The following is a 20,777-nucleotide window of genomic DNA, read 5'->3' as shown; positions in this document are numbered from 1 at the left end:
GACCGGGAACACTGGGGTCATGAACACCCCGGCCTCCTCTCCAGCGTCATCGGTAGCGCCTCGGGCCTCTCGCCTTCTGGACCGGCTCGTCCCGGTCAGTCCCCAGTGGCGCATCCCTGCGCGAAAGGCGGAGCGCCTCGGCTGGCTCCAGCTCCTTCTGGGGATCCTGGTCGTCCTCGGCGCTCAGATGATCGTCGGGCTGGTGGCGGCGGCGACTGGACTCGTGCGACACGGGGGCGGGGCGGCAGCCAGGCCGGGTGCCGCGTTCATCATCGCGATCAGTGCCGTGCCCCTGACCCTGCTCGGGTACTGGCTGCTGGTGCGCTTCGTCGGTGGCCGGCCCGTCATTGAGCTGGGCGGGCGCGGGGCGGCACTGCGCGAGCTCCTGGTCGGCCTGGCCATGGGAGCGCTGCTCATGTGCGCCGTCATCGCGGTCCTGGCCCTGCTCGGTTCCTATCACGTGGTGGACGTCGGCTGGAGCACGGGGATCCTCGCCGGCCTCCAAGCCGGCATCGTCGCCGGATTCACCGAGGAGATCCTCGTCAGAGGTGTCATGCTGCGCCTCATCGAAGGGTGGGTGGGGACCTGGTGGGCGCTGGCCATCACCGCGGCGTTCTTCGGTGCCGCCCACCTCGGCAACCCTCAAGCCACCGTCTTCGGTGCGGTCGCGATCGCGTTGGAGGCCGGGATCCTGCTGGGCGCCTGCTACCTGCTCACCCGGCGCCTGTGGCTGGCGATCGGGGTGCACGCCGCCTGGAACTTCGTCCAGGGCGGCATCTTCGGCTCCGACATCTCCGGCACCGGGTCAGGACGCGGACTCATCGAGGCCCGCTTCACCGGCCCCGACCTGCTCACCGGTGGTGCCATGGGGATCGAGGGCTCCGTCGTCGCGGTTGTGCTGTGCACGGCAGCCGGTCTGGCCATGCTGCTGGCGGTCCGTCGGCGCGGGCTCGTTGTCCCACCCTGCTGGCGCCGCCCGCCTCAGGCCGCACTGGACGGCACACAGCCGGCCTAGGATCCGTCACGAAACCAGGACGGAGCACCTTGTGTTCGTACCATAGGGCGCGCGGTCGGTACCCTCTACCCCTCGAACGCGAGGCTTAAGGTACGACCGCGACGTCGAGCACCTCGGGCGGTGACGGTGTGAGCCGGCCGCAACCGGATCAGCTGCGGCTCGGCACCAGGCGCACGGGGCGCCGCTCGGCCCGGAAGTCGTTGACCGGGGCGTCGGAGGCGTAACCCAGGGCGAAGCCCGTGATGAGACGGTAGTTCGACGGCGCCTCGAACTCGGCGTCGAAGGGGCGGCGCCAGGTGGCCAGGACCCCCAGGGGGCAGGAGTCGACCCCGTGGGCCTTGGCGGACAGGAACAGGGTCTGCAGCATGATCCCGGCGTCGAGCGCGGCGAAGGGCATGAGGCCCTTGTGGACCAGGACGAAACCGATGACCGGGGCGCCGAAGGCCTCACAGTTGCGGCGGGCGGCCGCGTCACGGGCCTCGCGGTCCTTGCGGGCGATACCCATGTGCGCGTACAGCCGGCCACCGACCGCCTGGGAGTGGGGCAGCAGGTCCGCGGGGTAGGGCGCCCAGGTCCGGTAGTCGCCGTCGGGAGCCTTGCCGCTCAGAGCCAGGCGGGCCATCGCCCCGCGCTCCTTGTGCTGGACGGGCAGGGTGGCATCGAACTCCTTGACGTAGGCCGCCCGCAGACGGTCCGCCTGCTCACCGGTGGCCAGCGCCACCATGAAGGGGCGCGTGTTCGACCAGCTCGGTGCCTGGCGGGCATCCTCCAGGATCTCCTCGATGACCTCAGGCGGTACGGGATCGGTCCGGAAGTCCCGCACGGAGTGCCGGGAAGCGGCCAGTTCGGAAAAGGTCTCGGGGGTCATTGCGGCGTCTCCTGAGGCAGGTGCTGATGGCGTGGGCCGAAGGTGGAGTCGTCCAGCTGACGCAGGACCCGGGCCGGGTTGCCCACCGCCAGGCTGCTGGCGGGAACGTCCTTGGTGACCACCGAGCCCGCGCCGATGACGCAGTCGTCCCCGATGGTCACGCCGGGGCACACGATGACCCCGCCACCCAGCCACACGTTGTCCCCGATCGTGATGGGGTCGGCCGCCTCCAGGGAGCAGGCGCGCGGCGTCGGCTCCAGGGGGTGCACCGGCGTGAGCAGCTGGACGTTCGGGCCGATCTGGCAGTGCGCGCCGATACTGATCCGGGCGACGTCGAGGGCCACGAGCCCGTAGTTGACGAAGGTCCCCTCACCCACGGTGATGTTGTCCCCGTAGTCCACGCGCACCGGCGGCAGCAGGCGAGCCTGGTCACCCAGCCTCGGGATCGCCGAGCGCAGCAGGTCCCAGCAGTCCTCCTCACCCTCGGCGAAGGCCCGCTCGAAGCGGTGGAGCATCGTGCGGGCGTGGGCGGCGATCCTGGCGTTGTCCGGGTCGTCGGAGACGTACCAGTCACCGGCGAGCATGCGCTCGCGGTTGGTGCGCTCGTCTCCGACGAAGTAGGGCTCGGCCTCCGGGAAGCGCGGGGTGGGACTCTCACTCATACCCAGCAGCCTAGCGGCGGCCGGATGCGCCCTTCGGTCCGTTCGAGCCGACCCGCCGGAGTCGGTGCTCGGAGCCTGTTCAGGAGTGGGGGAGCACCTCGGCCACGGCCGCACGCAGCGTCTCCGGCAGGCCCAGGGCCTCGAGCTCACCCAGCAGGGCGGTTCCGCTCAGGCCCCGCTGCACCGCGTCCCAGGCCAGGTCCTTGGCCATGTACTCCACTCGCGCGGCGTCCAGGATCGTGTGGACCTCATTGCGCCAGTCGGCCGGGGAGTGCTCCGCACCGCGAAGGACCAGCTGGACGCCGTCGATGAGGTCCTGGCGGCTCAGCTCCTCCAGGTGCACCAACGTCCCGGCCCCCAGGGTGAAGCCGTCCCTACTGACCTCCTCGGTGGCCAGCCGGCGCGCCCGCTCACCCACCCCCAGCCAGGCGCCGGTCACCCGACCGGCCAGGAGCCGCACCGTCACCAGCCGCGAGGCCGGCACGACGTCGGCCGCCCCCTCCAGGCGGATGCGCAGCACCACGTCGGCGCCGTCCTCGTCCTCCGGCCAGGTCAGCGCCATGTGGGTGCGGGCGATGCGGTCCTCCCCGGGCTGGGCCGAGCCGTCGTCTTCCTCCAGGGTGAAGCTCCCCGAGCCCCCGGGCACGACGACGATCTCCAGCTCGCGCGGATTGTCCCCGGCCGCCTCTGTCAGGTTCCCGGCCAGGGGGATCACGGAGCCGGCCCGGGCCAGCACCCCGATCCGGTCCAGGGGGCGCGACAGGCTCAGCATGCGCCCGCGCCCGCCGGTCGTGGCCTCATAGCGGCGACCCGTGGGCAGGTCGTACCAGACGCCGTCGGGCAGCCAGGTCAGCTCCCGCCCCAGGCCGGTGGTCTCATCGAGTCGGCAGGTGAAGGGCACCACCAGCAGGTCCCCGAAGTAGAAGCTGCCCCGGTGCTCGTAGGCGGCCAGCTCACGTGGGTGGTCGTGGTAGACCGGGCGCACCGGAGCGATGCCCTCACTCGCCGAGCGGCGCGCCCACGTGTACAGGTAGGGCACCAGCCGGTGACGCAGCCGCAGGTGAGCCTCCATCGTGGCGCGGGCGTCACGCGAGTAGCGCCAGGGCTCCTTGGACGTGAAGCCTGAGTTTGACGAGTGCAGACGGTTGATGGGGGAGAAGCAGCCCAGCTGGAACCAGCGGGCCGCCATCGCGTCGTCGCTGCCGCCCAGCATGTGCCCGCCGATGTCGTTGGACCACCAGAAGTAGCCGATGTTGGCGGCCGTGGCCGTGAACCTCGGCTGGAAGCGCAGAGAGTCCCAGCTGATGATCGTGTCCCCGGAGAAGCCCACCGGGGTGCGGTGGCTCGAGGCGTCGGCGAAGCGCGAGAAGGTCACCGGGCGGCGCCGCTCCACGCCACCGCCGGCCGCAGGGCGCTCGCGGCCCGAGTCGAGGTAGTGGACGTGGTTGAGCATCCACAGCGGATCCAGGCCGGGAACCGTCGTGGAGCCGCCTTGCTGCCAGTCCAGCCACCAGAAGTCCACTCCCTCGTCCTCCAGGGGGTGGTGGAGGCGCGAGAGGTAGGAGCCCACGAAGTCCCGGTCGGCGATGTTGAAGGGCACGTCCTCCCCGGTGCTCGCATCCAGACCCAGGTCGGCGCAGACCTCCTCATAGGCCTCTTCGTGGCGGCGCACCCCTTGGGCCGGGTGCACGTTGAGCGTGGTGAGCATGCCCCGCTCGTGCAGGCCGGCCAGGAAGGCCGCAGGGTCCGGGAACAGCTCCCGGTTCCAGGTGTAGCCGGTCCAGCCCGTGCCGATCGCCGGGTCGATGTCGGTGACGTGCCAGTCCATGTCGATGACGGCCACGGAGAAGGGCAGCTCCTCGGCGGCGAAACGGTCCATGAGCGCCAGGTACTCCTGGCTGCTGTAGGGGTGGTAGCGGCTCCACCAGTTGCCCAGCAGCGCCCGCGGGATGAGGGGGCTGGGCCCGGTGAGGCGGAAGAAGTCCCGCAGCGCCTCCTGGTAGTCCTGGCCGTAGCCGAAGACGTAGAGGTCCTGCGCCCCGTCGGCCAGGCGGTTGCCGGGCTCGCGGGGCTGGACCCACTCGTCCTGGGTGAGCAGCAGCGAGGCCGAGTCGTCCAGGGCGGTGATGCCGCTCAGGCTCAGCAGGCCCGGGCCGAGGGCGACGGCGCCGTCGGCCTCATCAAGGGTGCGGGTGGTGCCGCCCAGGTTCGTCGGGAAGGTCTCGGCCGGATCCCACACGTCGCCGTGGTGCCAGGTGCCGCCGTGGGCATGCAGCGCCGTCGAGCGCAGCCTGACGCTGAGCCCGGAGGGGGAGAACCCCAGGGAGGGCACATGGGTCAGGTGCAGGTGCTCGGTGATGATCTCCAGACGGTCCTGGCCGCGCACCACCCGGAACGACGGCGTCTGGCCCAGGTCGCGGTTGACGACCAGCTGGGTGGCGGCGTCGGTGAAGACGCCCGTGGGGGAGTGCTCCATGCGGATGAGCCGAGAAGTGAGCACCGTGAACCGGTAGCGGGACTCCTCCGGCAAGTCCCCCGCGACCACCCCCTCAGGGCGGGCAGCGGCCGGACGCGGAGTGTCAGGGGCATCGCGGAGAGGAGAAACCAACAGTCGGCCTTTCACAACTGGGATCGTCGCAGGCAGCGACGGGAGAGGCGGCGCCCTGAATGAGACGCGAGAGCTCATCTTAATCGGCCCTGGACCGCGGCGTGTTCTGACACAATCGGTACCGTCCCGCAAGGCCCCGTCGGCCCTGGCGGCGAAGCAGGGGGCAGGCCCTCACGCACCCGGCCCGCCCCGCTTACCTCGCATCCCCTCTGGTCGGTTGGAAGGAAGTCACCCGTGGCCTCTCCCGTACCCCTCGTTGTCTCCGCCCGCCACGTCGGCGACGATCCGGACTGGTGGCGCCGCGCCGTCGTCTACCAGGTCTATCCCCGCTCCTTCGCCGACTCCGACGGTGACGGGATCGGCGACATCCCCGGCCTGACCAGCCGCCTGGGTCACCTCGACGAGCTGGGCGTCGACGTCGCGTGGCTCAGCCCCGTCTACCGCTCCCCTCAGGACGACAACGGCTACGACATCTCCGACTACCAGGACATCGACCCCCTCTTCGGCTCCCTGGCCGACCTCGACGCCCTCATCGAGGGACTCCACTGCCGCGGCATGCGCCTGGTCATGGACCTCGTCGTCAACCACACCAGCGATGAGCACCCCTGGTTCACCGCCAGCCGCTCCTCGAAGGACGACCCCAAGCGCGACTGGTACATCTGGCGTCCCGCCCGGCAGGTCGATGGGCTCGCCCCCGGGCAGCCGGGAACCGAGCCCACCAACTGGGGGTCGGCCTTCTCCGGGTCGGCCTGGGCCTGGGACGAGGACACCCAGGAGTTCTACCTGCACCTCTTTTCACCCAAGCAGCCCGACCTCAACTGGGAGAACCCGCAGGTGCGTCGCGCCATCCACGAGATGATGACCTGGTGGCTGGACCGCGGCGTCGACGGCTTCCGCATGGACGTCATCAACTTCATCTCCAAGACCTACCCGCTCACTGACGCGCCCCAGGGCGAGGGCGACCTCTACGGCAACGCCTTCGCCGCCGTCGCCAACGGGCCCCGTATCCACGAGTTCCTGCACGAGATGAACCAGCAGGTCCTCGCACCCCGACCCGGCCACATCCTCACCGTCGGGGAGATGCCCGGGGCCACGAGCGCCGAGGCCGCCCTCTACACCGACCCCGCCCGAGGCGAGCTCGACATGGTCTTCCAGTTCGAGCACGTCAGCCTCACCGACGGACCCGGCGGCAAGTTCGACCCTCAGCCCCTCGACCTCGTCACCCTCAAGCAGAACCTGGCCCACTGGCAGGCCGCCCTCGCCCCCGCCACGACCCCCACCGGCGCCGTGAGCGCGGAGAAGGGATGGAACTCCGCCTACTGGGACAACCACGACCAGCCCCGCGCCGTCTCCCGCTTCGGCGACGACGACCCCGCCTGGCGCGTCCGCTCGGCCAAGACCCTCGCCACGATCCTCCACACCCACCGCGGCACCCCCTACATCTACCAGGGGGAGGAGCTGGGCATGGCCAACACGGTCTTCCGTGGCATCGAGGACTACCGGGACCTGGAGTCCGTCAACCACTTCCACGAGCGTGTGCGCGCCGGCGACGACCCGGCCGCCGTCCTGGCCGGCATCGCCCCCGTCTCCCGGGACAACGCCCGCACCCCCGTCCACTGGGACAGCAGCGAGAAGGCCGGGTTCACCACCGGCGAGCCCTGGATCGCCCTGGCCCCCGACTACGGCACCGTCAACGCCGCCGCCCAGGTGGGAGTACCCGGCAGCGTCTTCGAGCACTACCGTCGCCTCATCGCCCTGCGGCACGACGACGACGCCCTCGCCCTGGGGACCTTCCGGCTCCTGGTGGCCGACCACCCCACCGCCTGGGTCATCCTGCGCCAGTGGTGTGCCCCCGAGGCACAGGGCGGGGGCATCGAGCAGCTGCTGCTCATCGCCCAGTGCGCCCGCGAGGACCTGCCCCTGACCGGGCAGGGCGGCCTGCTGGCGGCGCTTACGGCCGAGGGCCTGGAGCCAGGGCAGTGGGATGCTGCCGAGCAGGTGCTGCGCGCCGCCGACCCGGACGTCCAGCCCGGTTCGGCTCACGCGGGCCTGCCGGAGGCGCTACCGGGATGGGACTCGGTGCTGCTGCGCCGTCGGGCCTGAGGAGGTGGGGCGCGCTATGCCCGCCCGACGGCCCAACTGGAATAGTGCTGGCTGGCCGGTCGTTGGTCTTGGTGGACAAGCCCGCGGATATCGGAAGTAGGGGAGCACCATGGAGTTCAGCCAGGTCGTCGCCAATCGACACTCGGTACGAGACTTCACCGACCAGCCCGTCTCCCAGGAGGATCTGGTGGATGTCGTGCGCACCGCCCAGCAGGCGCCGTCATGGGTGAACTCCCAGCCCTGGCGGGTCTATGCGGCCACCGGGGCCACGCTGGCCGGGATCAAGAAGCGCCATGCCGCAGACGTCGCCGCCGGCAGGAAGGGGAACGCCGACCTCCCGGTGAAGCCTCGTACAGAGTGGTCTGCGACCACCCAGGAGAACATGGCTGCGCTCGGCGAGCAGATCGGTGCACAGCTGGGCGAGGGCGTCCAGGAGTTCCAGGCATCGCAAGGACGGCTGTTCAACGCCCAGGCGGTCCTGTACGTGACGATCCCGGTCGAGTCCACTCCGTGGTCCTTCCACGACCTCGGGGCCTTCTCCGTCATGCTCGTCCTGGCGGCTGCCGACAAGGGCCTTGGCGCCATCAACGCCTACGCCCTGGTCATGTACCCGGACGAGGTGCGCGAGGCCATGGGGATCGGAGCCGATGAGATCGTCGCGATCGGGATCGCGCTGGGCTATCCCACGGACTCGGCGCTGGCGGCCTTCGCGCCTGACCGCGTCGACGTCAACGAGATCCTCACGATCAAGGACTGAGCGCAGAGGGCTGCTTGACTCGTCGGCCCAGGAGGAGGATGAGGAAAGCGACCGTAGCCGCGCCGGTGAGTAGGATCGCCGCGTTGAGCCACGAGATCTCGAAGTCGGGCAGGCTCTCGCTCTGAAGCTGGCCGATGAACAGGCCCAGGGCGTTACCGCTGACGTGCAGGCCCAGGGCGAAGAACACCGACCGCAGCTGCACCACCGACCAGCCGGCGAGCAACCCGAAGAGCACCTTGTGGAGGACCTGCCAGGCGTAGCCCTTGAGACTGGTGTCGGAGGTCAGCCAGGTCGGCAGGTGCAGTGCGGTGAAGGACGCCGTCGTCATCAGCACAGCGGCCGTCGCCCCGAAGCGCTCGTGCACCGGTGAGAACAGGGTGCGCCTGAGCGTGATCTCCTCAGGAATCGCGTTGTAGGCGATGCCGACGCTCAGGGCGAAGACCAGCGCGCGAAGCACCGTGGAGGCGGTGATCTCCGGCCTCCACAACGGGCCGGTGCCCGTCGGCCCCATCCAGGTGTGCAGGCCGCCGAAGGCGACTCCGCCCAGGGCTCCGGCTGCGAACAGGACGGTTCTGCTGCGTATGCCGCCACTGCTCAGCAGGTCGCGCCAGCCGCGCCGAGCCATCCCGAACCACAGGGCGAGCCCGCCCACGTGAAGGAGGACGAGCATGAGGATCCACGGTCCCCGCACGAGCGCCAGGGCCGTGCCCAGTGCCGGGGCACCTGCCAGCAGGGCGACGGCGGCAAGGGTGACGCCCTCGGAGGCGGCGGGCCGTCCGGTCTCAAAGGCGTAGGCGTCGGCCGCGCAGGGCTGTAGCGCGTGACGAGGTGGTGCGGCGTCGTAGTGACGATCCATAGTGGTTCCGATGGAGACGTGGCTGCCGGCTGCGATCCGCTCAGGAGTATATGTTTACTCGGTAGAATGATTGACCCTGACACGTCGCAGGCGGGTCCGGCTACCGGCTCCGTGAGGTCCGCAGCCGCAAGGCCACGGTGCGCCGCAGGTCAGGAGAAGCCAGCAGGGTGACCGCCAGGACGACCGTCAACAGGGCCATCAGCGTCCAGGCTCCGGCGCGGGCCAGCTCCCAGGTGAAGACGATCCCGAACACGGGGGCCCTCTGGGTGGTGGCGAGCACCGCCCCCGCGCCGGCTAACGCCAGCATCGCGACGCCGGCCTCCACCCCGCAGGCCTGCAACGCGATCGCCAGGGCCGCCCCGGCGCTCGATCCTGCAGCCAGGGAGGGGGCCAGCCGGCCGCCGGTGGCACCGGCGGCGAGCGTGAGACCGGTGAGGACCGGTTTGAGAACCACGATGCCGGCCAGTAGAGCCAGGACCGTACCCGCGGCGCCGCTCGAAGCCTCGGGAACACGAGTAGTTAGAGCCATTTCCATGGCGTCGCGACCATTGCCGACGACGGCCGGGACCCACAGGCTCACCAGCCCGGTGACCAGTCCCGCCGCTCCGATCGCCGCCGGCAGCCACCTAAGGACGCGCATCCGGTGCGCCAGCATCCACGACCACAGTCGCCTCGCCCCCACCCCGAGCGCCGCGGCCACGGGCGCGAGCAGGACCAGCCCGAGGACGGTCCCCGACGACAGTCCTGGCGAGGCGACCTCGAAGGTGGGGTGCCCGTGGGAGTGCAGCCAGGAGACGAGCGTGGCGATGAGGCACACCGGGACCGCCACGAGGGCCCCGCGCCGCCGCATCCCGGAGACCATGACGAGTTCGACGGCGTAGGCGGCCCCTCCCAGCGGCGCGTTGTACATGGCCGCCAGCCCCGCCCCGGCGGCGGAGGCGATAAGGATCGCGCCCTCGGTCCTGCCGATCCCCAGACGAGTGGTGAGCCTGGCCGCCACGGCTCCGGCGGCCAGACGCGGGGCGCCCTCACGGCCCACCGAGTTGCCCGCACCGACCGTGAGGACCTGGGTGACGGCGTCGAGGAAGGGGCGGGCCAGTCCGATTCGGGTAGCTACCTGACCGCTGCGGTCCGCGACCGCAGTCTCCACGTCGGCCACCCCGCCAGTGGCGCGCAGCCACCACCACAAGCCACCGGCGACAAGACCGCCCGTGGCCGGGGCGAGCGCGCGCCGCCAGGGCGGGGCGGCGGACAAGCGCTCCAGGAGCCCGCCGTGGGCGACGCCGTAGAACAGCGCCTCGAAGAGCTCCAGAAGCAGCGCCATTGCGATCCCGATGAGACCCGCGGCCACGCCCGCCACGGCGGCAGCCACCAGGAACCGGGGTCGTATCAGCGCGCGCACCCCAGGCACGATACCCGGCCCCGCGCCTGCCGGGGCCAGCGGGTCAATTGGCTGCGTCGTCGACCGCCTCACCGAAGTCGGGCACGTCCTGAAGCGCCAGGGTCCCGATGTCCTGGCTGACCAGACCCACGGCGGGGCGCAGCCCCAGCCACCACTGGTGGCGGGGGCGACGGTTGTCGCGGTCGAGGTCGTCGTTCATGCGGTCCAACGGGTGGTCGGAGACCTTGCCCCTGATCAGACCCACGTAGGAGGCCGTCGGCTCGCCGCGCTTGAGGGCGCCGGCCAACAGCTCCAGGGAGTAGGCGATGAGCTTGGTCGCCATGATCCGGTCGAAGGCCGTGGGGCTGCCGCCCTGCTGCTGGTGGCCCAGGATCGCCTCACGCACGTCGTAGAGGCCCTTGCCCTCCTCGGCGAAGATATGGGCCAGGACATCGGTGGTGTAGTTGACGCTGGCCCGCTCGTTGCGGATCACCAGGTAGAGGCTGCGGCCCGAGCGGAAGGACTCCACCATCCGCTCGGAGTCGGCGGCCAGTCCCGCCAGCGTGATGCCCTCCTCGTTGAGGTAGACCTTCTCCGCGCCGGTGGCCAGGCCGGACATCAGAGACAGGTAGCCGCACTTGCGGCCCATGACCTCGGCGACGAAGCAGCGGTGGGAGGCCGCCGCAGAGAGCTTGATGGAGTCCAGGGCCACCACCGCGTTGTTGAGGGCCGTGTCGGTGCCGATGCTCAGCTCGGAGCCGGGCAGGTTGTTGTCGATGGAGGCCGGCACGCACACGATCGGGATCTGGAAGGCGGGGTAGCGGTCCCGCTCGGTGACCAGGCGGAAGGCACTCAGGTAGGCGTTGTAGCCGCCGATGACCAGCAGGGCGTCGATCTCATGGAGCTCGATGGCCCGCCCCAGCGCGTAGAGCTGCTCAATGGTGGGCACCTCGCGGCGCGTGCCCAGCTGGGCGCCGCCATCACCGACCCAGCCCTCGACGTCGGCCCAGGTCAGCTCGCGGACGTCGCCGTCGAGCAGACCGGGGAAGCCGCCGTAGACTCCCAGCATCGTGAAATCGTGGTCGAGGCCCAGACGCACGGCCGCGCGCGCCGCCGTGTTCATCCCCGGGGCCAGGCCGCCGGCGTGGATGATGGCGACCCGCTTGGGACGGTCGCAGGCCGACGGCGTCGAACCCGCATCGGTGGCCGGCTCGGCGGGAGGCGTGGACATGGTCTCGAACAGCTCGAGCATCTTGCCGAAGCTGGCCCCGCGGGCCTGGATCGCCCCGAGGTAGTCATGGGCGGCCACAAGGTCCTTGACGGCGCGGGTAGCCGCGATCTGCTCCATCATCGGCAGGCGGCGGATGCGGTTGTGGCGCTCGGCGATGATGACCGGCTCGCTGCCAGGCTCCATGGCCACCACCTCGCGGGCGGCGGCGCAGCCCAGCAGCGTGGACATCCAACGGTCGTAGGCGCTGGGGCGGCCACCGCGCTGGACGTGACCCAGGATGGTGACGCGGGCGGCCTCCCCCAGATTGTCGGCGATGACCTGGCGGACGTCGTCGGCACTGATGCGGTTGCCCTCGCGGTCGGTGGCGCCCTCGGCGACGATCACCATGGACTCGCGGCGTCCGGCCTCCCGGCCCGCCTTGAGCTTGGAGCACATGTCCTCCTCCCAGCCCTTGCCCGGGGGGAGCTCGGGGACCAGGACGTAGTCACAGCCCCCGGCCACGGCCGCCATGAGGGCCAGGTAGCCGCAGTGACGGCCCATGACCTCCACCACGAAGGTGCGCTGGTGGGAGGCGGCTGTTGAGGAGATGTCGTCGATGGCCTCCAGGATGCGGTGGAGGGCGGAGTCGGCGCCGATGGTCATGTCGGCGCCCACCAGGTCGTTGTCGATGCTGCCCACCAGGCCGGTCACCATGAGGACGGGGTGGGCGGCGGCCGTCTCCGCACTGATGTCACCTGCCGCGACGAGCTCCTCGAGCAGGGAGGGCCAGTTCTTGCGGAACTCGTTGGTGCCGGTCAGGGAGCCGTCGCCACCGATGACCACGAGCCGGTCGATGCCGTGCTCCAGAAGGTTGCGGGCAGCCGCCAGCTGGCCGGCGCGCTCGCGGAACTCGGCCGAGCGAGCGGTGCCGATGATGGTGCCGCCGCGCTGGAGGATGGAGCCCACCGAGTCCCACTCCAGGGGGCGGATGCCGTCACCCCCGGCCACGGCCCCGGCCCAGCCCTCCATGACCGCGTAGGGCCTGGCCCCCAGACGGATGGCGGTGCGTACCACGGCCCGCACGGCCGCGTTCATGCCCTGGGCGTCACCGCCGGAGGTGAGGACTCCGATGCGCAGGGGCTCACCGTCCAGGCCCAGCAGCGGGCCGGCCGACGAGCCGGTGGGGGAGGGGACAGTGTCTGCGGTGTCTGAGGACATGGCGGCTGGCATGTGGGGTCCTTCCCTGGGGTCACCGGTAGGCCTGGCTCCCGGCGTCGGCCGGGAGGGCATCAGCCCTTATTGTTGCTGGCAAGCGCCGCCACGTCATCCGCCTGTGGTCCCAAGAGTGTTTTCTTGCCGCGGTATCCACGTATTCGTCGGTCCCCGGTGACCCCATGGATGAGAGAAGCGATGCTGTCCCCTGCTTTGGGAGCAAGGGACAGAAAGTCCGCGACCAGGGAACTACCCGTTTCGGTGGGCGCGGAGGCTGTGGGCCTCGGCGTCGAGGGTGCGCTTGCGTCGTCGGCCCCACCGCCTGCCGCTCCAGATGCCGAGCAGCACCATGGCACCGACCAGTGCGCTCGTTGCGGTCAGTGAGGGCACGGCCGTCTCCTTTCTCGAGCCCCTTTCCTCGTGTCAACCCATGATAATTCGCGTGCGCGGCGCACAGTCCGGGAACCAGGACGTACATCCCGAACGAGAACTGCGATCTCCCGCAGACGACTGGGGTCTGACCGCAGTCATCTGTGGGACAACGCAGTCCCCGAGGGGAAAGTACGTCCTCGACGGCGCTCGTGGGTAGAGACCGCGTGCTGCGATCCAGCGGTGGTTCGATCGGGGCTCTTACGTGAGCGCCCTGGTGAGTGCCGCCGCGTTGGTCCTCAGATAGTGGACGTCACGCAGATAGACGGTGTCGTGGCCGTCGTCGAGATGGGACTGGAATGCAGCGTCGCCCTGCGCCGCCTGAGAACGCATGTACCGGACCAGATCGAGCAGCCGTCGGCACACGGCCTCGATGACCTCAGACCGATTCACCTCCCCGTACTCGTCGCAGAACAGCCGAGCCCGCCGAGCCTGCTCGGCCAGAGAGCCGAATCCGACGGCGTTTCCTGGTGCGGTCAGTGGGGCGAAGCGATAGATCGCGTAGGCGACGTCGCGGATGCGAGGACCTGGGTGCGCGGTGTCGAAGTCGATGATGCCAACCAGCCTGCTCCCGTCGAACACACAGTTGTACGGCGCGAAGTCCCCATGGCAGATGACCTCGTAAGGCTCAACCGCCTCCAACATCCAGCCATCCAGCACCTCGGTCGCCAGGTCGCTGGTCACCTCGTGCAGTAAGCGCAGCGCCCGGGCCGCTGAGATGAGCGCCTCATCGTGGCGCAGCTCCTCAGGCAGCGGGTAGACGCCGGCCTGGCCCTCAATGAACTCGAGGACCTGCCGGTCGTCGTCGGACAGGCCCACAAAACGCGGGGAGTACCTGAACCCCCTGTGCTCCAGCACGGTGAGCAGCCACTCGACGTCGGTGCTGCCCTGGCGCCGAGCGCGAAGGACTCTACCGCCCACCTTGGTGACCTCGGTCGACCCACCCTGAAGACTCTCGGGAACCTTGCTCATGCCACGTGCCCCATCCCTCGTCATCCTACGTGGCTGGACGGCACTCGTGGCCGGCGAAGGCCCTGGTGCGCACGCCCCGCCGAGACGCGGCGACCACGCCGTGTGGGACTCTGTCGCCTCGCGCCGTGTCCACCCTCCTGACCGGCCAACGGGACGTTAGGCTCATCATTGGCGCCTGCCCGGCCGGCTCGCGCCCCGCAAGCCATCCACATGCCCCGAGAGGATCAGCTGCATGGATCTCTACGAGTACCAGGCCAGGAACCTGTTCCGCCAGCACGGCGTCCCCGTGCTCGACGGCGCCGTGGCCACGACCCCCGAGGAGGCGCGCAGCGCCGCGCAGTCCCTCCTCGACGCGGGAAGTGAGCTGGTGGTCGTCAAGGCCCAGGTCAAGACCGGTGGCCGCGGCAAGGCCGGCGGCGTCAAGCTCGCCCGCACCGCAGACGAGGCCGAGGCTCGCGCCCGCGACATCCTGGGCATGGACATCAAGGGCCACACGGTGCGCGCCGTCCTCGTCTCCGACGGCGTCGACCTCGACGCCGAGTACTACTTCTCCATCCTCCTGGACCGCGCCGAGCGTCAGTACCTGGCGATGTGCTCGCGCGAGGGCGGCATGGACATCGAGACCCTCGCCGCCGAGCGCCCCGAGGCCCTGGCCCGCATTGGCATCGACCCGCTTCAGGGCATCACCCCCGCCGTCGCCCACCGGATCGTCGAGGCCGCAGGCTTCGAGGCCGGCCCCCTGGCCGACGAGGTCGCCGCCGTCATCGAACGCCTTTGGGAGGTCTTCACCGCTGAGGACGCCACCCTCGTGGAGGTCAACCCCCTGGTCAAGGCCACCGACGGCCGCATCATCGCCCTGGACGGCAAGGTCACCCTCGACGACAACGCCCGCTTCCGCCACCCCGCCCACGCCGAGCTCGTCGACAACGCCGCCACCGATCCCCTGGAGGCCCGTGCCCGCGAGGCCGGCCTCAACTACGTGCGCCTTGAGGGCCAGGTCGGGGTCCTGGGCAACGGCGCCGGCCTGGTCATGTCCACCCTCGACGTCGTCGCCGGGGCCGGCGAGCGCCACGGCGGCATGAAGCCAGCCAACTTCCTCGACCTGGGAGGCGGCTCATCGGCCGAGGTCATGGCCACCGGCCTGGAGGTCGTCGCCTCCGACCCCCAGGTGCGCGCCATCCTCGTCAACGTCTTCGGCGGCATCACCTCCTGCGACACCGTCGCCCAGGGCATCGTGACCGCCGTCGAGTCCCTGGGCGGGCTGCCCAAGCCCGTCGTCGTGCGCCTGGACGGCAACAACGCCGACACCGGTCGCGCCATCCTGGCCGACGCCGCCATTGAGGGCGTCACCGTCGTCGACACCATGGACGGGGCCGCCGACGTCGTCACCGCCATCGCCGAGCAGATCAGCGGCCGGCCCGCTGGCAAGGAGGCCTGAGACATGAGCATCTTCCTGACTGAGACCGACCGCGTCATCGTCCAGGGCATGACCGGCTCCGAGGGCCGCAAGCACACCACCCGCATGCTCTCGGCCGGCACGAAGGTCGTCGCCGGCGTCAACCCCCGCAAGGCCGGTACCACCGTCGCCTTCGACGTCGCCCCCATTGGCCCCGGCGCCGGCGAGGTCCAGGCCGGAACCGTTGAGGTCCCCGTCTACGGCACCGTCGCCGAGGCCAGGCAGGCCACCGGCGCCGAGGTGAGCGTCGTCTTCGTCCCGCCGGCCTTCGCCAAGGGCGCCGTCGTCGAGGCTGTCGACGCCGGAGTGCGCCTCCTCGTCGTCATCACCGAGGGCATCCCGGTGGCCGACGCCACCTGGATGCGTGCCTACGCGGCCGACCACGGCGTGCAGATCATCGGCCCCAACTGCCCCGGCATCATCTCCCCGGCCCGCTCCAACGTGGGCATCACCCCACCCGACATCACCGGCCCCGGCCCCCTGGGACTGGTCTCCAAGTCCGGGACCCTGACCTACCAGCTCATGCACGAGCTGTCCGACCTGGGCTTCACCACCTGCATCGGCATCGGCGGGGACCCGGTGGTCGGCACCACCCACATCGACGCCCTGGCCGCCTTCGAGGCCGACCCCGACACCCGCCTGGTTGTCATGATCGGTGAGATCGGGGGCGACGCAGAGGAGCGCGCCGCCGCCTACATCCGCGAGCACATGACCAAACCGGTTGTCGCCTACGTCGCCGGCTTCACCGCCCCCGAGGGACGCACCATGGGGCACGCCGGTGCCATCGTCTCCGGCTCCTCAGGCACCGCGGAGGCCAAGAAGATCGCGCTGGAGGCCGCCGGCGTCAGGGTGGGGCGCACCCCCAGCCAGACCGCTGAGATCGCCCGAGAGCTCTACCGCGCCCTGGCCGGTGAGGTGAGCGCTTGAGTCTGGCGCGGCAGCGAGCCACCGGCCTGGCGTCCTGGGCCCTGTGGTCCCTGCGCGTGGGGGTCGAGTCGGTTGGCCTGGTCTGGCTGGTGGTGGTGCTGGCGACGATCGCCGTGTCCAAGGCGGCCTCCGGTGTCAACGCCGCGGCCATCCTGAGCGCGGGCGAGGCCCTGCACACCGGGACCGCCCTGTGGAGCCTCGGCTTCGGGGGGACGGTCGCCATGTCCTCCGAGGACGACGGCATGCTCAGCCTGCCGCTGCTGGGACTCACCCTGGTGCAGGTGGGCTGGACCTGGTTCTGTGTGCGACGCGCCCACCCCTCCCGGCCGGCAGCCGGGGCGGCCATCGTCCTCGCCGCGACCGTCGTCGCGGCTCTGGCCTGCCTCACCGGCCCGGCCGGGCCGGACACCTGGCCCGCCGTCGTCGGTATCGCCGTGCTCACCGGGGTCATCGTCGCCATCCAACTCATGCGCGCCGGCCACCACTGGCCGCCCCTGACCCGCTGGTGGGACCACCGACCCCATTGGCTGGGGCCGTCCCTGTCGCTGGCCTACGGGGCCACGCGGGCCCTGAGCCTGCTGAGCCTGCTGGTGGTGGTCGCGGCTGTTGTCAACGGCGCCGGCCGGGTCTCGGTTCTGCACGACTCCCTGACCGGGGACGGCTTCGTCGCAATGGCCGGCCTGATCCTGCTTCAGACCGGCTGGGTGCCGACCATGATGATCTGGGCCTGCTCCTGGCTCATCGGCGCCGGCTTCTCCGTGGGCACGGGCACTGTCTTTGCCCCCGACCGGGTGGTGGCCGGCCCCGTCCCGCGCCTGCCGCTGCTGGGTATGCTGCCGTCGACGCCGCTGAGCAGCGTGGGCCTGTGGCTGCCCCTGGTGGTGACGGCCGGCGCCATGGTGGCCGCCTGGCGGCGTCGGGCGGTGCTCAACGCCCTGCGGGTGCGCTACGCCCTCAGCGCTGCCGGTCTGGCTGCTCTCCTCGTGGCCGGTGGCGTGGGCCTGCTGTGCCTGGCCGCCTCCGGATCCGTGGGGCCGAACCGGATGACCGCCGTCGGCCCGCTGGTCTTCTACACCGTCATCCTCGTCTTCGTCGAGGTCGGTGTCGGACTGGCCTCCATGGCCGTCCTGGCCCACCCCTACACGCGCACTTGGGCCCGGGGCACCCTGCCCGAGTCGGTCCTGCCGGCGGCGTACCGGCGTCACGATGCGCGTGAGGGTGCCGTCGATGAGGAGGACAATGACGAAGACAACGAGGAGGCCGACGAGGCGTAGCGCCGTGCTGCCTCGTGACTTCTGAGAGTCTCGATGTCCTGACGCCTCACGACGACGCGGGGCGGGATGGCCAGGTGCGAGATTCGTTTCTCGCCGTGCCTGGGCTGGGGTAGGTCGGGAGGTCTCGGGCGCGGGCGGTCGTTCTGATGGCGCCTGGCGCGTACTGCACGAGGGTCGGGATCTATTGGAAGAGGGTTGGGGGTACTCAGCGGGGGTGGGGGTCTCGTGCAGTACGCACAACCTTCGGCCAGTACAACCCCAACCTCGTGCATGAGACCGACCCGAGGCAGAGCCGGGCGGGCAGTCAGCGCGCCGCCGTGCCCGCGCTGCTCAGGGTACCGAGAGCCGCATCCACGCCCTCAACCAGCTCGGGCGTCACCGCCAGGAGCGCTGTCCCGGCCCGGTAGGTCATGCCCGGGATGGGGGTGTAGAGGACACTCGCCTCCAGGAGCGCGCGCCCCTCCTTGAGGGCCTGCCACAGCTCAGGATTCTCCCGGAAGAATCGCGCGACGCGCTCGTCGCAGGCCAGGTGCTCCAGGACGTTGTCAGCCGACTTGTGCGCCGCCCGCCCCGGCAGCCTGCGGGGAGGAATGTCGGTCTCGTCGTCGTCATCAATGGTGGGGGCGGCCCCCTGGTACTCGACGACGACCAGTTGGTTCCCGCCGGGGGACAGCGCCAGGGCGTGGACGGGGCTGTCCACCGGCCGCTGGTCGATGGCCTTACCCCGGAAGTCGTCGGTGATCCGCAATCCCTCCAGGATGGCGAACTGCTCGCCGTTACCGGTGTTGAGGCGGCGCGTCAGGTCCAGGATCTCGGCCTGCTGCTCCGACACCGAGGCGGCCAGGTCGCGCATCTGCCCGACGACCTGGGAGTCGGCTCCCGAGTCGGCCAGCTCGGCGACGGTCTCATCGATCCGGTCGGGTTCCAGGGCATCGACGTCGGTCACGCCCAGGGACTCAGCGAGCTGGCGAAGGCGCGCGATGTCGCCCTCGACCGCCACCTGCCGCTTGGTGCGCGCCGTGAACAGCGCCTGACTCTCGGAGAAGCTCTCGGCGCCCCGGATCCGCCGGTTGACGGAGAGCTCAGCGGCCAGGTCGGTACCGCCCCCGGCGGGACTGGCGCTCAGGGCCGAGCGCGGCATGTAGGTCATGGCGAAGTCCAGCAGCGCCAGGCACGCCTGCCCCGGCGTGAGAGCGAGCAGGTGACTGACGAGGCTGCTCGACGACGGCGCCGTGCTGATGCGGCGCCCCGGAGCCCCCAGCGTCAGGACGAGGGACAGGCTCACGGCCACCGCCGCCAGCACACCGATCGCGTAGAGGAGCCCCTGGCTGCCGCTCAGGTCGCTCCACCACTGGGAGAACAGGCGAGGCAGGGCGGAGAGGAACAGGTCGTCCTCGGTCTCCTTGAGCTCGGGGGCGAGCTGCCAGACGGTACGCACCTCGTACATGCAGCACAGAAGGAACAGCACGACGCTGACCACCAGGATCCCCAGGCGGAAGCCCTGGCGGGCATTCGGCTCAGCGCCCGGCGTCGTGGCCTCCATGGCGTCGGCCCGCACGCCGCGCACCTGCTCGGCCGTGGCCCGCCCCGCCCGCATGGCGTAGAGGCGTCCCTGGCGCAGGTCCCCGTAGGCGCCCCAGGTGACCGCCAGGTCGCCCCAGGTGAAGTTCGCCAGAGCCACCACCGAGACGATGAGGGCGCGCACGAAGGGCGGCGCCTCGGTGAGATTGGGGTAGCGGGGAGCCGGCGCCCCGGCCACCGTCCAGCCGTGCACGCCCGCGTAGGCGCGGCGGTGGGCGTCCAGAAGCAGGCAGGCGGCCATGAGGATGACGGACAGGGGGATGGCGCTCAGGCCACCGCCGTTGACCCTCCACAGGAACATGAGCAGCGCCGGGAAGCCGCCGCCGGAGTCGCTCTGCCCGAGCTGCTGGGCGATCCTGGCGATGTAGGTGGCGTGGTCACTCACCGACTGCAGGATGACCACTGCCGGCAGGATCCAGGCCACGATCCGCAGCCACACGAGGTTCTTAGCCCCTTCGAAGGCCGGCGAGTCCTTGAGGCGCCACAGCGTGATCGCCAGCGCCACCGCCATCGTGATGTTCGCGGTGCTCACCTGGTTGCTGACGGCCAGGACGTTGCTGCTCTCCTGGGTCATCGACCCCGAGGTCCACGGGTTGAAGGAGAAGGGCAGGCGCCCGTTGCCCAGGACCGAGGAGAGCAGGCTGCTCTCCTCAAGGGCCCGGATGCCGTCATTGAGGGCCGTCAGGCCGGCCCCGGCCGCGAAACCCAGCAGGGCCCAGTCGGAGGCCGCCAGGCGGCGCATCCGCCCCGGCGCCAGGAAGACCACAAGCACCAGGGGCACCAGCGGGCTGAGAACCTCCAACGCAATGGTCAGGGCGATACTCATCCCGTTACCCATGACGGACAGTCCCGCGCGGGTGCGCACCGAGCTCATGATCATGGACACGATGAGCGACCAGGCGGCGCCGACGCCGTACATGAGCAGCACCGAGCGCCAGCTGATGGTGCGTGTGCGCGCCAGGAGGGCCACCACCATGAGGCACACGGCCATGAAGGCCGCCGGGACGGCGGCGTAGGCCAGCCGTGGCACCATCACCAGGGCGGCGATGAGCAGCACGATCATGAGGGCGTAGGCTCCACGCACCACCAGGTTCAGGGCGCTGGATAATCCCGGGTGGCGGCTCCACCAGCGCCGGTAGGCGGAGGCGGCCTCCTGCCACCGCTCCGGGGGAGTGCTCCGATATGCCGGTGTTGCTGCGATGTTGATGGGCGCAGTCATGCTGTGGACTGTATGCCGTCTCTCAAGCCACCTGCAAGGAAACGGGCCGTTCGGTTGGATGGTTCGCCGGAAGCGACATGGAAAATGTCAGGGCAGGAAGAGGGTGCGCTCCTTCCCGGTGCCGTCGTGGCCACCACCGGATAGGATGGGACTGGCTGCGACTGGCGAGGGTGGGGCACCACCGGGGAGTGGCCGAGGCCGTCCATGAACGGGACGTCGCCCGCCTGGGCGTCCCGCTTCCCCACGC

The 20,777-nt window shown here is 70.6% G+C and carries 15 protein-coding genes and 1 riboswitch; of the genes, 6 read left to right on the top strand and 9 right to left on the bottom strand.

Annotated features, from left to right (window positions below; all coding sequences use genetic code 11):
- Positions 1-19: 19 nt before the first annotated feature.
- Positions 20-1,015, top strand: coding sequence for a CPBP family intramembrane glutamic endopeptidase (locus tag RIV14_RS06705; protein ID WP_075372676.1), 996 nt, complete (start codon positions 20-22; stop codon positions 1,013-1,015).
- Between the two features lie 148 nt (positions 1,016-1,163).
- On the opposite strand, the gene RIV14_RS06700 is transcribed toward RIV14_RS06705, so the two are convergent.
- From RIV14_RS06700 to RIV14_RS06690, 3 genes are all read right to left on the bottom strand, one after another.
- On the bottom strand, positions 1,164-1,883 hold the full coding sequence (locus tag RIV14_RS06700) for a nitroreductase (RefSeq protein ID WP_075372675.1): 720 nt from the start codon (positions 1,881-1,883) through the stop codon (positions 1,164-1,166).
- On the bottom strand, positions 1,880-2,545 hold the full coding sequence (locus RIV14_RS06695; RefSeq protein WP_075372674.1) for a sugar O-acetyltransferase: 666 nt from the start codon (positions 2,543-2,545) through the stop codon (positions 1,880-1,882). Before RIV14_RS06695 ends, RIV14_RS06700 begins: the two co-directional genes overlap by 4 nt.
- A 79-nt stretch (positions 2,546-2,624) precedes the next feature.
- Positions 2,625-5,153, bottom strand: coding sequence for a glycoside hydrolase family 31 protein (locus tag RIV14_RS06690; RefSeq protein WP_075372673.1), 2,529 nt, complete (start codon positions 5,151-5,153; stop codon positions 2,625-2,627).
- A gap of 234 nt (positions 5,154-5,387) precedes the next feature.
- Between RIV14_RS06690 and RIV14_RS06685 the strand changes: the two genes are divergently transcribed.
- Both RIV14_RS06685 and RIV14_RS06680 read left to right on the top strand, forming a co-directional pair.
- A complete protein-coding gene (locus tag RIV14_RS06685) occupies positions 5,388-7,256 on the top strand; it encodes an alpha-glucosidase (RefSeq protein WP_075372672.1) in 1,869 nt (622 codons plus the stop codon).
- A 109-nt stretch (positions 7,257-7,365) separates the two neighbouring features.
- Positions 7,366-8,013: a nitroreductase gene (locus RIV14_RS06680; RefSeq protein ID WP_075372671.1), complete on the top strand. Its 648-nt coding sequence runs from the start codon at positions 7,366-7,368 to the stop codon at positions 8,011-8,013.
- Here the strand turns inward: RIV14_RS06680 and RIV14_RS06675 are convergent.
- The 5 genes from RIV14_RS06675 to RIV14_RS06655 all read right to left on the bottom strand — a co-directional run bounded on the left by RIV14_RS06675 (position 8,003) and on the right by RIV14_RS06655 (position 14,073).
- Positions 8,003-8,869 (bottom strand): CPBP family intramembrane glutamic endopeptidase, encoded by an 867-nt coding sequence (locus tag RIV14_RS06675; RefSeq protein WP_075372670.1) that lies wholly within the window; start codon positions 8,867-8,869, stop codon positions 8,003-8,005. The genes RIV14_RS06680 and RIV14_RS06675 overlap by 11 nt on opposite strands.
- Before the next feature lie 100 nt (positions 8,870-8,969).
- The gene (locus tag RIV14_RS06670; RefSeq protein ID WP_075372669.1) at positions 8,970-10,271 is read right to left on the bottom strand and encodes a chloride channel protein; all 1,302 of its coding nucleotides are present in this window, start codon (positions 10,269-10,271) and stop codon (positions 8,970-8,972) included.
- A 43-nt stretch (positions 10,272-10,314) separates the two neighbouring features.
- Positions 10,315-12,690: a 6-phosphofructokinase gene (locus RIV14_RS06665; protein WP_178387873.1), complete on the bottom strand. Its 2,376-nt coding sequence runs from the start codon at positions 12,688-12,690 to the stop codon at positions 10,315-10,317.
- A gap of 231 nt (positions 12,691-12,921) precedes the next feature.
- Entirely contained in the window at positions 12,922-13,062 is a 141-nt protein-coding gene (locus RIV14_RS06660) for a hypothetical protein (protein ID WP_178387872.1), read from the bottom strand.
- Between the two features lie 240 nt (positions 13,063-13,302).
- Entirely contained in the window at positions 13,303-14,073 is a 771-nt protein-coding gene (locus tag RIV14_RS06655) for a phosphotransferase (protein ID WP_075372668.1), read from the bottom strand.
- A gap of 232 nt (positions 14,074-14,305) precedes the next feature.
- Between RIV14_RS06655 and sucC the strand changes: the two genes are divergently transcribed.
- The 3 genes from sucC to RIV14_RS06640 are packed head-to-tail and all read left to right on the top strand — an operon-like array spanning position 14,306 to position 17,730.
- Entirely contained in the window at positions 14,306-15,511 is a 1,206-nt protein-coding gene (sucC, locus tag RIV14_RS06650; RefSeq protein WP_075372667.1) for an ADP-forming succinate--CoA ligase subunit beta, read from the top strand.
- Positions 15,512-15,514: 3 nt separating this feature from the next.
- Entirely contained in the window at positions 15,515-16,456 is a 942-nt protein-coding gene (sucD, locus tag RIV14_RS06645) for a succinate--CoA ligase subunit alpha (protein WP_075372666.1), read from the top strand.
- A complete protein-coding gene (locus RIV14_RS06640; protein ID WP_075372665.1) occupies positions 16,453-17,730 on the top strand; it encodes a cell division protein PerM in 1,278 nt (425 codons plus the stop codon). Before sucD ends, RIV14_RS06640 begins: the two co-directional genes overlap by 4 nt.
- Positions 17,731-18,034: 304 nt before the next feature.
- Here RIV14_RS06640 and RIV14_RS06635 read toward each other — a convergent pair whose 3' ends face one another.
- Positions 18,035-20,530: a hypothetical protein gene (locus RIV14_RS06635; protein WP_075372664.1), complete on the bottom strand. Its 2,496-nt coding sequence runs from the start codon at positions 20,528-20,530 to the stop codon at positions 18,035-18,037.
- Positions 20,531-20,677: 147 nt separating this feature from the next.
- Positions 20,678-20,767, top strand: a riboswitch (ZMP/ZTP riboswitch).
- Positions 20,768-20,777: the final 10 nt, after the last annotated feature.

This window comes from Actinomyces acetigenes, from assembly GCF_031296635.1.
GTDB lineage: Bacteria > Actinomycetota > Actinomycetes > Actinomycetales > Actinomycetaceae > Actinomyces > Actinomyces acetigenes.
Note: the sequence above shows the minus strand (reverse complement) of the source record. Positions and strands in the feature narration are given on the sequence as shown.